Source organism: Pseudotabrizicola sp. (genome assembly GCF_030684215.1).
Taxonomy (GTDB): Bacteria; Pseudomonadota; Alphaproteobacteria; order Rhodobacterales; family Rhodobacteraceae; genus Pseudotabrizicola.
Window position 1 is genome coordinate 1 of record NZ_JAUXOV010000063.1, and the last position, 13,939, is coordinate 13,939.

The 13,939-nt window shown below is 58.4% G+C and carries 15 protein-coding genes and 1 pseudogene; 15 read left to right on the plus strand and 1 reads right to left on the minus strand.

Annotated elements, in window-relative coordinates; all coding sequences use genetic code 11:
- Both Q8K08_RS12115 and Q8K08_RS12120 read left to right on the plus strand, forming a co-directional pair.
- Positions 1-138, plus strand: a pseudogene (locus tag Q8K08_RS12115) (succinyl-CoA--3-ketoacid-CoA transferase); the annotation flags it as partial.
- A gap of 73 nt (positions 139-211) precedes the next feature.
- Positions 212-421 carry a GNAT family N-acetyltransferase gene (locus Q8K08_RS12120; RefSeq protein WP_304804259.1) on the plus strand — a complete coding sequence of 70 codons (210 nt, stop codon included), beginning with the start codon at positions 212-214 and terminating at the stop codon, positions 419-421.
- 111 nt (positions 422-532) lie between these two features.
- Here Q8K08_RS12120 and Q8K08_RS12125 read toward each other — a convergent pair whose 3' ends face one another.
- Positions 533-1,417, minus strand: a complete 885-nt coding sequence (locus Q8K08_RS12125; RefSeq protein ID WP_305250236.1) for a lytic transglycosylase domain-containing protein — start codon at positions 1,415-1,417, stop codon at positions 533-535.
- Positions 1,418-1,778: 361 nt separating this feature from the next.
- Between Q8K08_RS12125 and Q8K08_RS12130 the strand changes: the two genes are divergently transcribed.
- The 13 genes from Q8K08_RS12130 to Q8K08_RS12190 all read left to right on the plus strand — a co-directional run bounded on the left by Q8K08_RS12130 (position 1,779) and on the right by Q8K08_RS12190 (position 13,936).
- Positions 1,779-1,970, plus strand: a complete 192-nt coding sequence (locus Q8K08_RS12130) for a hypothetical protein (RefSeq protein WP_304804257.1) — start codon at positions 1,779-1,781, stop codon at positions 1,968-1,970.
- 185 nt (positions 1,971-2,155) lie between these two features.
- Positions 2,156-2,359, plus strand: a complete 204-nt coding sequence (locus Q8K08_RS12135) for a hypothetical protein (protein ID WP_305250239.1) — start codon at positions 2,156-2,158, stop codon at positions 2,357-2,359.
- A gap of 76 nt (positions 2,360-2,435) precedes the next feature.
- A complete protein-coding gene (gene cpaB / locus Q8K08_RS12140; RefSeq protein WP_304796967.1) occupies positions 2,436-3,275 on the plus strand; it encodes a Flp pilus assembly protein CpaB in 840 nt (279 codons plus the stop codon).
- A gap of 203 nt (positions 3,276-3,478) precedes the next feature.
- Positions 3,479-4,873 carry a type II and III secretion system protein family protein gene (locus Q8K08_RS12145; protein ID WP_304796965.1) on the plus strand — a complete coding sequence of 465 codons (1,395 nt, stop codon included), beginning with the start codon at positions 3,479-3,481 and terminating at the stop codon, positions 4,871-4,873.
- Positions 4,874-4,877: 4 nt separating this feature from the next.
- Complete coding sequence (locus Q8K08_RS12150) at positions 4,878-5,534, plus strand: OmpA family protein (RefSeq protein WP_304796963.1); 657 nt, start codon at positions 4,878-4,880, stop codon at positions 5,532-5,534.
- Between the two features lie 293 nt (positions 5,535-5,827).
- Positions 5,828-7,099 carry an AAA family ATPase gene (locus Q8K08_RS12155; RefSeq protein WP_305250293.1) on the plus strand — a complete coding sequence of 424 codons (1,272 nt, stop codon included), beginning with the start codon at positions 5,828-5,830 and terminating at the stop codon, positions 7,097-7,099.
- A gap of 21 nt (positions 7,100-7,120) precedes the next feature.
- Positions 7,121-8,581: a CpaF family protein gene (locus Q8K08_RS12160; RefSeq protein WP_305250240.1), complete on the plus strand. Its 1,461-nt coding sequence runs from the start codon at positions 7,121-7,123 to the stop codon at positions 8,579-8,581.
- Between the two features lie 11 nt (positions 8,582-8,592).
- Positions 8,593-9,561: a type II secretion system F family protein gene (locus Q8K08_RS12165; RefSeq protein WP_304797187.1), complete on the plus strand. Its 969-nt coding sequence runs from the start codon at positions 8,593-8,595 to the stop codon at positions 9,559-9,561.
- Positions 9,562-9,569: 8 nt separating this feature from the next.
- A complete protein-coding gene (locus Q8K08_RS12170; protein WP_305250241.1) occupies positions 9,570-10,547 on the plus strand; it encodes a type II secretion system F family protein in 978 nt (325 codons plus the stop codon).
- Positions 10,537-11,136 (plus strand): tetratricopeptide repeat protein, encoded by a 600-nt coding sequence (locus tag Q8K08_RS12175; RefSeq protein ID WP_305250242.1) that lies wholly within the window; start codon positions 10,537-10,539, stop codon positions 11,134-11,136. Before Q8K08_RS12170 ends, Q8K08_RS12175 begins: the two co-directional genes overlap by 11 nt.
- 37 nt (positions 11,137-11,173) lie before the next feature.
- Positions 11,174-12,019, plus strand: coding sequence for a lipopolysaccharide assembly protein LapB (locus Q8K08_RS12180; RefSeq protein ID WP_304804012.1), 846 nt, complete (start codon positions 11,174-11,176; stop codon positions 12,017-12,019).
- Between the two features lie 3 nt (positions 12,020-12,022).
- Complete coding sequence (locus Q8K08_RS12185) at positions 12,023-12,550, plus strand: prepilin peptidase (RefSeq protein ID WP_304804010.1); 528 nt, start codon at positions 12,023-12,025, stop codon at positions 12,548-12,550.
- 72 nt (positions 12,551-12,622) lie between these two features.
- Positions 12,623-13,936, plus strand: coding sequence for an ATPase (locus Q8K08_RS12190; protein ID WP_370654179.1), 1,314 nt, complete (start codon positions 12,623-12,625; stop codon positions 13,934-13,936).
- Positions 13,937-13,939: the final 3 nt, after the last annotated feature.

Here is a 13,939-nt window from a genome sequence, read left to right on the forward strand (position 1 = left end):
CGCGCGGTCGTGGACCGCATCATCACCAACCTCGGCGTGCTCGATGTCGTCCCCGGCGGCCTGAGACTCGTCGAACTGGCTGATGGCGTGACCGAAGCCGACCTGCGCGCCGCCACAGAGGCCACGATTGTCGACTGAGCCAACCCTTCGACGCGAGGATCACGGCTCAAAAGGCCGCTACGTCCTGACACAGAACGGGGCGTAAGCCGAGATCACTTTCTCGGTCACCGCCCCGACCCTCATCATCGCCGATCATACCGGAGTGCCTGCCGCGCGGCGCGAGACCAGCGCGGAGGCAACCTTGGTCGAATACATGGTCCACGATGCCCGGGCGCGCGGCATAAAGATCGTGCCGCTTTGCCCCTTCGTGAACGCGCAGCGCAGGAAACACCCCGGATGGGCTGACGCTTTCGCGACCTGACTGCATTTTCTGTTCAAAAATATCCTCGGGGGGTGAGGAGCGTAAGCTCCGAGGGGGGCAGACAGCCCCCCTTGCCACATCAGCCGCATGCACAGCTTTCGTCACCCCGTGTCAGCCGCCCGCCGAAATCACCTTGAACACGCATGGGTCCGTCACCAATTCGGGCGGCGTCAGACACAGCCCCTGCGACACTTGCCACGCCGCAAGCACCTTGGGCACATAGTCGCGCGTCTCGGCATAGGGCGGGATGCCGTCATTGGCGCGCACCGCCCCTTCGCCCGCGTTATAGGCGGCCAGCACCATCAACGGATCGCGGTTGAACTCTTTCAGCAGCCAGTTGAGATAGGCAACCCCGCCCTTGATGTTCTGCGCGGGGTCAGTCGAATCGGTCACCCCAAAGCGCGAGGCCGTGGCCGGGATCAGTTGCATCAGCCCTTGCGCGCCCGCGTGCGACACCGCATCTGCGCGACCCGAACTTTCCACCCCTATCACCGCCAGCACCAGCGCGGGCGACACATCGGTGCCGATTGTCGCGGCCAGAATGTGCTTGCCGTATTGTTCCGCGATGCCCTGCATATGCTGCAAGCGGGGGGCGGTCACCCCGGTGCCTTTTGGCCCCTTCGACAGCGTGGCCATCGCCAGCGGGAACCGGTCTGCCACAGCCCCCCGGCTGGTGGGCACCGTTTGCCAGAACCAGTCATAGCTTGAAGATTTGGGAGCCACCTTTGCAAGTGCCCCCGGAGCGGCCACAGCACCCGCCACCGCCGTCACCGCATCAGGCTCGGGTGTCGGTTCGCGCGGTATGACCTTTGGCGCCAGCGCCAGCAGCCGTGCCTGTTCGGCCGGATCAATCTGGACAATCTTTCGTTTGCCCACACCTTCGCCGACCTTCACCCGCTTGAACGAGAAGTCGCGTTCCCCCGACAAACCTTCGGCCACGCCAGAGAGGGGCGCGAATCCGATGCCTGCGGCCAGTAGTCCTGCAATGAATCGCATCGCTGCTCGATGCCTGTCTGTTGTTTTTATTGCTTATACGTTTACACGAATCCGTCCTTCAAACCATCCATGGCTGCAAAACCGCTATCAAATCTGGCGAAATTGCCGCAATTGCCTTGGCTTTCACGGGAAGACCTCATGTTAGTAAAAAATTAAATTGTTAACTTTCATGCGCTTAACAAAAATCTTCATGAAATCTCTATCTGTCTGAAAAAGACCTGATCCGTGCCCAGATGTTGCCACCGTTGCAGGTGAAAACATGCTCATACCGAACGGAAGACGGAACGGAACAGAGGCCAGACCGAAGAAGAAGCCGAACGGTTGGAACAACCAAAAGCAACACGTGAAAGAGAGACATATCATGACCCTTCTGAACATCTTCAAGAACTTCAAGAACGACGAATCCGGTGCTGTGACTGTTGACTGGGTGGTTCTGACCGCTGCTGTCGTCGGCTTGGGCCTGATCGTGATCAACGCTGCACGTCCTGCAATCGAGAACGCTGCAACCGTCATCGCTGGCGACATCGACGCTGCAACCGAGATCGGTCGCTGATCCTTTCATCGGAACCGGGCACACTGTGCTGCCCGCCTGATCTGAAGGGCGCGGACCGTTAATATGGTCCGCGCCTTTTGCAACCTTGGTGCCGCTGCCAGGCGCAGCCACCACCCGGGCCAGTCGTAGGCGGACTCGCCCCAGCAGGCCCTGCGCCCAGCGTAGTTTACACGGAGTGACCGAGAATGCAGTTTCCCCGTCCATCAGATCGCTTCTCTATCGAGCGGTTTTCTGACTGCGAAGATGGTGCCGTGACCGTTGATTGGGTGGTATTGACCGCCGCGACAGTGGGTCTGGCACTTGGCCTGTTTTCGGTGATTACCGAAGGCCACTTCATGCGGGCTGCGGAAGCGATCACCGCAGACATTGATGAAGCGGCTCGCCGGTAAGATTCTGGCGGACTGCAAAGCAAAGGTCACTGGCTGCAGTTTTGCCGCCTGACCAAAGGTGGGAAAGGGTTTGGCCATGCGCGGCATGTTTGGACTAGTGCTCGTGGCGGGCGTCGCCTTGGCGGGCAGCGCGGTCTATTTGGCGAAAGGCTACATCGGCCAGACGCAGACGCAACTTGAACAAGAACGGCAACTGCGGGCCAAGGTTGGCCCGATTGTTCAGGTCTATGTTCTGAAAAAAACCAAGAATTATGGCGATGAGCTAAAGGCCGAAGACGTGCAACTCGTCTACTGGCCAAAGAACTCGTTGCCCGATGGCGTTTTCATGGATGAAAAGACGCTCTTTCCGAGCGGGCTGAAAGAAAGCCGCTACATCCTTCGCCAGATGGATAAATTTGAACCCGTCGTTACGACCAAGGTCACCGATCCGGGGCAAGCCGCAGGTCTGACCGGGCAAATTGCCAGGGGTATGCGCGCCTTTGCTATCAAGGTCGATGTGGCTTCGGGCGTGTCCGGCTTTGTGCAGCCCGGCGACCGGGTCGATGTTTACTGGACCGGCGCAGTTGACGGCACCGGCGGCGAGTTGACCCGGCTGATCGAAAGTTCCACGCGGATCATCGCGGTCGACCAGCAGTCAGATGCCTCGGCCGGCGCAATGGTCGCCCGCACGGTGACAGTCGCCGCAACCCCGGAACAAGTGGCGCGGCTGGCACAGGCACAGGCCACTGGCCGCCTTGCCCTGTCGCTGGTCGGATCTGGCGATGATACGATTACCGAGACAATCGAAGTCAACAGCAGCGCGCTTTTGAACATTCAAAAGCAAGAAGTTGTGCATGTAGAAGCCGAGAAAGTCTGCACGATCATCCAGCGGAACGGCAACGAACGGGTCGAAGTGCCAATCCCCTGCACCAACTGACCCCAAAAAACCAAGACGGGCGGCACCTTATCTGGTGGCCGCCCAATTGCGTTTAGCGACCTGTTGAGGGTTGTTGCATGTTATCCACATAAGCTTTGTCTAATAACTGTTTGATTCTTGCAAAAAATCGGCATTGCAGGCATCTTCACTGACAATACGGGCGAAAAGACCCGGAAAGAGGCGTGATCGAAAGGGCAGGTCACATGAACATGAACATACTTCTCAAGGTTGGCCTTATGGCCGCAGCCTTGGCCACGACGGCGCTGACCAGCGTCGCGTCGGCAGAAACCCTGAGGGTGATGCGTGGGTCTGTTTCCGCGCCGCTTCAGGTTCCGATGAACCGTGCCGTTGTGGTGGAGAGTGATACGCCGTTTGCGGAACTGTCCATCGCCAACCCTGGCATTGCCGACATCTCGACCCTGTCTGACAGGTCGATTTATGTGCTTGGCAAAACACCGGGCCGCACCACGCTGACGCTGTTGGGCCCTGATGGGCGACTGATTTCAAACGTCGATGTGCATGTCACCCCCGATATCGCCGAATTCAAGGAACGCCTGCAACAGATCCTGCCGGGCGAACCCATCGAAGTACGTACCGCCAATGACGGCATCGTGCTGTCAGGCGTCGTGTCCTCCACCGCCAAACTTGACCGCGCGCTGGATCTGGCAAACCGCTATGCGCCCGAACGGGTGTCCAACCTGATGAGCGTTGGCGGCACCCAGCAGGTTATGCTCAAAGTCCGCTTCGCCGAAATGCAGCGCTCGGTCGCCAAAAACCTTGGCGTTTCACTCGCAGCGCAAGGCGGCAAAAAGATCGGGATCGCCGGCGAAACCGGCACCTGGCTGGCGGGCAACAATGGCATCGGCAACCCGATCACCACAGCGCCGGGCACCCGTGGCGCGCTTGGCCTTGGCTTCACCGCTGGGTCGGTGCAATTCGCCGTCCTGCTGGAAGCACTGGAATCCAAGGGCGTTGTCCGCACATTGGCCGAACCAAACCTGACCGCCCTTTCCGGGCAAGAAGCACGGTTTCTGGGCGGTGGTGAATATCCCATTCCTGTGCTGACCAGCGACGGGGTAGTGATTGATTACAAACCCTTCGGTGTAGAACTGAACTTTACCCCCACCGTGGTTGATGGCGACATCATCAACCTGCAGCTTAACGCCGCTGTGTCGTCGATTGACACCACGATCACGATTGAATCGGGCGGCTTCTCGATCAACGCCTTCAAGCGCCGCGAAACCTCGACCACGGTCGAGATGCGCGATGGTGAAAGTTTTGCGGTGGCCGGTCTGTTGCAAGACGATTTCCGCAACCTGAACAACCAGTTGCCGTGGATTGGCGATGTGCCGATCCTTGGTGCGCTGTTCCGCAGTTCAGATTATCAGCGCAATCAGTCGGAACTGGTCATCATCATCACACCGCATCTGGTAACGCCAACGCGGGGCGATGTTTATGCCCTGCCAACCGATCGTGTCCGCCTGCCAACCGAGCGTGAGTTTTTCCTGAACGGCATCGTCGCCAATCCGCCACGCGGCGCGGCCGGTGAAGTGGCGCGTCAGGATTTCAGCACCTCTTACGGCTATGTGATGGAGTAAGCAGATGCGCGTGACATCCACAGCCCTTGTGACGATCCTTTTAAGCACTGCACTGGCTTCGTGCACCGCACAGCCCGGTTTTGACAAACAACTGGGCTATGAGGTGGATGAAGGTGGTTTTGGTGCGGTGACCCGCAACAACACCGGCATCATGGCCGGTGAAATTGATGCGATGCAGCAACTGAACGTCCGTTTCCGGGCCGAAGTGCCCAGCACGGTCACCTTCGCCTTTAACAGTGCCGAACTGACACCTGAGGCACGGCGTGTGCTTGCGCAACAGGCAAACTGGATCAGACAGTTCCCTGAACTGCGCTTCTCTGTCTATGGCCACACCGATCTGGTCGGATCAAACAGCTATAACCAGGCACTGGGCAAGCGCCGGGCGCAAGCTGTGGTGTCATTCTTTGCGAGCCAGGGCATCAGTCGCAACCGGCTGGAGGCGCTGGTGTCTTTTGGCAAGACTCGCCCAGTTGTCGCAACCTCTGGCCCCGAGCAGGCAAACCGCCGCACCGTGACCGAGGTTGCAGGCTTCCACAAACGCAGCGGCACACTGCTGAACGGCAAATATGCCGAGGTGATCTTCCGCGAATACGTCGCTGGTGCCGTGCGCCCGCATCCTGCAAACACAGTCATCACCACATCGGTCAATCCGGCCGACTGACAGACCGTTTGCTGCCGCAGCTTGCCTGCGGAAGATTGTTTTCAAAAGGGGGCAGGATTTCTGCCCCCTTTTGCATAAAACATCCGGCAACCGCCATGAGTGTTGACAGGTTCGCCAAATATCAAAGAATCACGATCTTTTAGCCCCAATCCTGCCACCATTCCCCATCATTTCTATCCTCAATGGAAACAGTCGCGGGTATGTCCCGCACGGGTCCGATGCAGTTTTTTATGGTGCTGTCGTCTGTCGGCACCCTGCGTCATGGCCCGTCTTCTGGAAGGACAAGAGGCGAGATGACGAGCGTGGCAACCCTTCAACCCGATCCGGCGCCGATCGTAGCCTGCACGATTTCGCGGGATGTGCAGAACTTTGAGCTGCTGATCGACGACATGGAAAACGCACTTGGCGAAAGCTGGGGCGATCTTTCGTTTGATGATGCCTTGGTGTTCATGGGCCAGCCGGAAGCCGCCACGCTCGAATTCGTCGCCATCGCAGTCGATGCCGAGGACGAAGCGGACCTGACGCGGATTTCTGAAATCATCCGCACCGCCAAGGCGCGAGAGATCAAGGTGGTGCTGATCGCCGATCAACTCAGCCCGATTGCATTGCACCAGCTGCTGCGGCTTGGGGCCGATGATTTTGTGCCCTATCCGCTGCCAGACGGCGCATTGGACGAAGCGATTGAACGGCTTCGCCAGCCGGCCCCTCCCCCTGCGCCGATTGCCGCCCCCCCCGAAGACGAGGTCGAAGCCGTCGCCACACCAAAATTCAAGGCCAAAGGGGATCGCGAAGGCGTTGTTCTACCGGTCCACGGGCTTGCCGGCGGGTCTGGGTCTTCGACTTTTGCCGTGAACTTGGCTTGGGAACTGGCGACGCTTTCAAAAACCGACGCGCCTCGCGTCTGTCTGTTGGATCTGGATTTCCAATATGGCTCGGCGGCCACCTATCTGGACCTGCCGCGCAAGGAAATCGTGTTCGAGGTATTGTCTGATACCGCCAATATCGACAGTGACACTTTCTTGCAGTCGATGCTTACATTCAACGACCGGCTGCACGTCTTTACCGCGCCCGCCGACATGCTGCCGCTCGATATCCTTGGGCCCGACGAAATTGGCCGGATCATTGATATGGCGGCGGCAAATTTCGATTATGTCATCATCGACATGCCCAAAACCATCGTGGCCTGGACCGAATCGGTTCTCACCCGCGCGCATGTCTATTTCGCGCTAATGGAACTTGATCTGCGCTCGGCTCAGAACATCCTGCGTCTGGTTCGTGCGTTGAAAGCCGAAGCCCTGCCGCATGAAAAACTGCGCTATGTGCTGAACCGCGCGCCAAAATTTACCGACCTCTCTGGCAAAAGCCGCGTCAAGCGCATGGCTGAAAGCCTCGACATCGTGATCGAAGTGCAACTGCCAGACGGCAGCGCGCAGGTGACACAGGCCAACGACCACGGCCTGCCGCTTGCAGAAACCAGCGCAAAGAATCCGCTGCGCAAGGAAATTCAAAAACTCGCCAAATCGCTGCACGACCTGAATAAGGGCGTCGAGGCGGGCAAAGCGTAATCGGGCCAAGGGGGCTATACGATGTTTTCGCGATTCAAAAAACCAGATGCAGGCCCAGCACCAACCGGGCTGAAACCTGTCACCTCAACGGGCCCGGTGGCCCCGGTTGCCGCCTCGGTGCCAAAGCCGGTCGCCGTTATTGCGCGCCCCGGCCCCACCCCTCCGCCGCCCAAAACGCCTGCCGAGGCCCTGGCATCGGACAAGGAAAAAAAGCGCAAAGACAAGCTGATGGAGCTCAAGGTCGAGCTGCACAAGCGCTTGCTTGATAACCTGAACCTTTCAGCGCTGGAAAAGGCGTCCGAGGCGAACCTGAAACAGGAAATCGCCTCTATCACCGCCGAAGCGCTGGAGGAGATGAACGTCGCGCTAAACGCACAAGACCGCCAGATCCTGCATCAGGAATTGTATGACGAAGTCATGGGCCTTGGTCCGCTGGAAACACTGCTGAAAGATGAAACCGTCAACGATATTCTGGTGAACGGCCCCAAGCGAATCTTTGTTGAACGCGCGGGCAAGCTGACGCTGACCGACATCACCTTCAAGGATGAACGCCACCTTCTGCGGATCATCGACAAGATTGTATCCGCCGTGGGCCGTCGCGTCGATGAATCGAACCCCTATTGCGACGCGCGCCTTGCCGATGGCTCGCGCTTCAACTGTATGGTGCCGCCGGTGGCGGTGGACGGATCGCTGGTGTCGATCCGTAAGTTCAAGAAGGATAAGCTGGGCATCCCCGATCTGGTGCGGTTCGGTGCCTTTACCGAAGAAATGGCGGCCTATCTGCAAGCCGCCGTGTCCACCCGGCTTAACATCATCGTGTCGGGCGGCACCGGATCGGGGAAGACCACGACGTTGAACGCGCTGTCGTCGTTCATCGACAATGCCGAGCGGGTGCTGACCATCGAAGACACCGCCGAATTGCAGCTGCAACAGGTGCATGTGGGCCGGATGGAAAGCCGCCCGCCAAACGTTGAAGGCAAAGGTGCGGTCACCCAGCGTGACTGCTTGCGCAACGCGCTGCGGATGCGACCGGACCGGATCATCGTGGGGGAAACCCGCGGCGAGGAAGTGATCGACATGTTGCAGGCCATGAATACCGGCCACGACGGATCCATGACCACGATCCACGCCAACTCGGCGCGCGATGGCATCAGCCGTCTGGAAAACATGATCGCCATGTCCGGCATTGAAATGCCGATCAAGGCCATGCGCAGCCAGATCTCATCCGCTGTGAACCTGATCGTGCAGGCCAGCCGTTTGCAGGACGGCTCGCGTCGGATGACCTCGATCACCGAAATTACCGGGATGGAAGGCGAGGTGATCTCGATGCAGGAAATCTTCCGCTACGAACGACTTGGCACTGAATCCAACGGCAAGATCATCGGTCGCTTCAACGCCACCGGCATCCGTTCCGCCTATTCCGACCGATTCCGCCAGTGGGGCTATGACCTGCCGGCATCCATTTACGAGCCGATTGTCTAGGGGGCAGCACTATGGAAATCTCAGCCGCACCGCTGATCTACATCATGATCTTTGTCGCGGTCGTGGTGCTGGTCGAAGGCCTGTATCTGACCGTGTTCGGCAAATCCATCAGCATGGACAGCCGCGTCAGCCGCCGTCTGGCCCTGATGCAAAAGAACGGTAACCGCGAACAGGTGCTGGAGCAGCTTCGCAAAGAGATGAGCCAGCATCTCTCGTCGCGCGGCATCCCGCTTTACTCGCTGCTGGCCGACAAGGCGCAAAAGGGCAACATCGCCTTTTCGCCAAAGCAGCTTATTGGCATCATGGCCCTTCTCAGCGTTTTTGCCTTTGTCGGCCTGACTGTGGGCACTGGGGTCAATACGCCTGTGCGCATCGCGATTGCGATCGTGATGGGGGTGGGTGGTGTTTACTTCTGGGTCAACAAAAAAGCCACGAAACGTGTCAGCATGATGGAAGATCAGCTGGCAGAAGCGGTGGAACTTATGGTCCGCTCCTTGCGTGTGGGCCACCCATTCGCCTCGGCCATCGGGATCGTCGCAAAAGAAGTGCCAGACCCGCTGGGCACCGAATTTGGCCTGATCGCAGATGAGGCGGCTTACGGGCGCAACGTCGCCGACAGTCTGAAATCCTTTGCCGAGCGTATGGACAATCAGGATCTTCGCTTTCTGGCCGTTGCGGTCGCCATTCAACAGCAATCGGGCGGCAACCTGGCTGAAATTCTGGAAGGTTTGGGCAAGGTTGTGCGCGCCCGCTACAAACTGTTCCGCCGGGTCAAGGCTATCACGGCCGAGGCAAAATGGTCGGGCGCGTTTCTGTCGGCCTTTCCGCTGTTTGCCTTGGTCGCCATCAACCTGATTGACCCGAACTATTACGAAGACGTCAAGGAAACCGCAGCTTTCGTGCCCGCAGGTATTTTTGTTGGTGTCATGCTGACCTTCAATATCATCTACATGAAAATCATGACGACGATCAAAGTCTGAGGCAGACCATGCAAATCATTGAAAAAATCGAGGCTATGCTAACCGACTTTCTGGGCCCTATGGGCCCGCTTCTGGCGCTTGGTGGCGTCGGCCTTATGTTGATCATCTTCGCCCTTCCGACGATGCTGAAAAAGCAAAAAGACCCGCTTGAAGGGATCCGTGCCCTGCGCACCGGCAAAACCAGCGTGGTGGAAAAACTTCGCCGCGGCGGGCCTTCCAAAGCGGACAAGCTGGAACGCTTTGCAACCTATCTGGAACCCCAAAGCGCCGAGGAGCTGTCGGCCACCAAGATGAAACTGTTGCGTGCGGGCTATCGCGGCAAAGGTGCCGTGCGTGTGTTTCACTTTTCACAATTCGCGCTGGGAATTGGCGTTTTGATCCTGGGCTTGCTCTATGCCCTTCTGAAATCAACGCAGACCGAGATGACGACGCAAACGATGGTCATGTACACCATCCTGCCGGCCGCCATCGGGTATTATGCCCCGGTCTACTGGGTCACCCGCCGCGTCGCCATGCGGCAGCAGGAAATCACCGATGGCTTCCCTGACGCGCTCGACATGATGCTGGTCTGCGTGGAGGCCGGGCAATCGCTGGACCAATCCATCATCCGCGTCGGCAACGAGGCCCGCAACGGCTATCCCGCGCTGGCCGAAGAGTTTGAAACGGTCGCCCAAGAGGTCAAGGCCGGCAAAGAGCGCATCACGGTTCTGCGCGATCTGTCCGAGCGGGTCGGCCTCCCCGATATTACCTCTTTCGTGACCACGCTGATCCAGTCCGCCAGCTTCGGCACCTCGATTGCCGATGCGCTGCGGGTCTATTCCGCGGAAATGCGTGACAAACGGATCATGCGCGCCGAAGAAAAGGCCAACACGATCCCCACAAAGCTGACTTTGGGCACAATGCTCTTCACCCTGCCGCCGCTTCTGGTTATTCTGATCGGACCCTCTCTTGCCAAATTCGGGTCACAGATGGGGGGTGGAGGCTGAGATTCCGCAGACCCGTTTTTCTTCTGGCCTCGCGCTGGGCCTGATATTCTGCCTCGCCGCCTGTGACTCTACGGGCGGCGCTGGGCTTTTTGGCGGACAGAGTGGCCCGCGCGAAACCGCTTTCGGCGTCAACCCACGCGAGCAATCCGTCGATGGCCTGATTGTCGGCCACCGGCTGATGGCGGCAGCCGAATACGATCTGGCGCTCAATGCCTATTTGCGCGCCGCGGGTGAACAGGGCTTTACCGTCGATGTACTGTCCGCGCTTGGCTCTGCCAATCTTCATCTGGGGCGGCTTAACCAAGCTGAAAAGCTGCTGCGCGATGCGGTGAAAGAGGACCCCAACTTTGTACCTGCGCTGAACAACCTTGGTGTTGTGCTGATGGAACGAGGCAATTACGGCGAGGCAAGGTTGTTTTTCCAGCGTGCCTTTGCTGCAGATAGTGGCCAAACGGACATGATCCGCGAAAACCTGATGCGCGCCATCGCAAAAAGCCAAGATGCCGTGTATGTTGAACCCGAGGAAACATCACGGTTCACCCTCGTTCGGCGCGGCTACAGCACCTATGAATTGCTGTCCGAACTGTAACGCGGCAAGGGCCGGAGCAGTCAAAGAGGACGCATAAATGCGCCGACCGATCGTTGTGGCACTGTGCCTTTCCGGCGCGGTTACCCTAAGTGCTTGTCAAAGATCCCCCGATGCCGAAGTGCAACGCGCGTTGAAAGACGTGAATGTGATCGACGAATCCAACCTTTCAGACATTATGTTGACCGTGGGCGACCCCGAAGAAGCCGTGAGCTACTTCCAGCGCACTGCCGAGCAGAACCCCGACCGGATTGACCTGAAACGCGGGCTCGCCAAGTCGCTGGTTCGTGCAGGTCGTCCGACCGAAGCCGCCGCCGTTTGGCGCACGGTCGTCGCCCATCCGCAGGTCACCAATGATGACCGCGTGTCGCTGGCAGATGCCCTGATCCGCGCGAACGAATGGTCGGCCGCCGAGGCCGAGTTGAACAAGGTTCCGCCCACGCACGAAACCTTTGAACGCTACCGGCTTGAGGCAATGGTCGCCGACAGCAAGAAGAACTGGAAAAAGGCCGACAGCTTTTATGAAATCGCCGCTGGCCTGACCACCAAGCCGTCAGGCGTGCTGAACAACTGGGGCTTTTCCAAGCTGACCCGTGGCGATGCACCGGGGGCGGAAAAGCTGTTCGTGCAAGCGCTGACATATGACCCGACCATGTTCACCACCAAGAACAACCTTGTTCTGGCACGTGGCGCACAGCGCAAATACGAACTGCCTGTGGTCAAGATGAGCCAGTCGGAAAAGGCTGAATTGCTGTATACGATGGCGCTGACCGCCATCAAACAAGGCGACGTCAGCACCGGCAAACAACTGCTGCGCGAGGCGGTCGAAACCCACCCGCAGCACTTTGAAACCGCCGCCCGCGCGCTGGCCGCACTTGAGGCGTAAGACATGGTATTTCCTACACTTACGCCGCTGACCGCCGGCGCGGCCATTGCGTTTTTGCCCTTTGCGCTGTTCATCGGCGGTTGGGTTGCATGGTCTGACATGAAGTTCATGAAAATCCCCAACAAGACCATGATCGCCCTTCTGGGCGTCTGGTTGGTGGTGGGTCTGGGCGCCGTCTTCCTGACCGGGCTGTCGCTGCAATCCTGGCTTTGGGGTTGGGCGCTGGCAGCCATTACGCTGGTTATTGGATTTTTGGCCAATGCCTTACGGCTTGTGGGTGGCGGGGATGCAAAATTTGCGACCGCCATGGCACCGTTTTTCGTTGGCACCGACTGGCGTACCATTTTTGTCATCGCCGCAAGTTGCCTGATCGGTGCCTTTGTCGTGCATCGCATCATCCGCAACATCGGCCCCATCCGCCGCGCAAGCCCGGATTGGATCAGCTGGACCAGCAATGACTTCCCAATGGGTCTGGCCCTTGCAGGGACACTTATTTTCCATCTTTTGCTCACAATTTCGGGTGCATTCTAAGGCAAGATATTGGCCAAGGGGCGGATTGCGTTGCAAACCGCCCTTCCCCGCCCTTGAACCAGAGTGTCTTGAATGAACATGCCGATCACCCCGAATGTGACAGCCCCTCCGGCCCCCAAGTCGCTCGAGCAAACCGGCCTGTCGCTGGTGATGATGCGGGACATTCTGCTGAAGACCATCTTCCGTATGAACATTGACCTTGTGTCAGACATCAGCCGCGTCATCGCACTGTCGCCGCAGTTGACACAGCAACTGATCGACATTGCGCGCGGCCAAAAGCTGATTGAAGCGACCGGCACCCTGCATGCCACCTCTGGCAACGAAATGGGCTATCAGCTGACCGACAGCGGCAAGGCGCGTGCGCTGGATGCGCTGTCGCAATCGGAATATTTCGGGTCGATGCCCGTGCCGCTGGCGTCATATGCCGAACAAATGAAGCGCCAATCGGTGCGTGATATCCGACTGACCCGCGAACAGCTTGTGGGGTCCATGGGCCACCTGATCCTGCCGCCGGATCTTTTGGGCAACCTCGGTCCCGCCATCACATCCGGGCGGTCGATCTTGCTATATGGCCCACCCGGCAACGGTAAGTCCTCTATCTCGAATGGCATCCGCGCGGCGATGGGCGATAAAATCTATATCCCGCGGGCGATCGAATATTCCGGTCAGGTCATCACCGTTTATGATCCGATTGTGCATTCCGCTGCCGAAGAGTCGGTCGATGACCCCAGTTCGCTGCGCCGCACTTCGGGCCGGTTTGACACTCGCTATGTCTATTGCGAACGCCCGACCGTGATCACGGGCGGCGAACTTACGCTCGACATGCTGGATCTGAAATACAACCCGGTCGCGCGGACCTATCAGGCGCCGCTGCAGCTGAAAGCGTCTGGCGGCATCTTCATCGTGGATGACCTTGGCCGTCAGGCAGAATCGCCGCAAAAGCTGGTCAACCGCTGGATTGTGCCGCTGGAAGAAGCGCGCGATATTCTGTCGCTGCAATCGGGCGAGAAATTCACCGTGCCGTTTGACACGCTGGTCATCTTCTCAACCAACTTCCACCCGAACGAGATTTTCGATGGGGCGGCCCTGCGGCGTATCTTCTTCAAGATCAAGGTCGATGGTCCCAATCAGGAAATGTTCCTGAAAATCTTTGCCATGGTCGCCCGCAAGAAAAAGATGCCGCTGGACGAAGCGACGCTAATTCACATGCTGAAAACCAAATATCCCACCATCCAGAACAATTTTGCGAACTATCAGCCGACATTTCTGATCGATCAGATGATCGCGATTTGCGAGTTTGAGGGCATTCCCTATCAGATGCGCCCCGACCTGATTGACCGCGCATGGGGCAACATGTTCGTGCGTGATGAGGCGATCGCCCGCTAGACA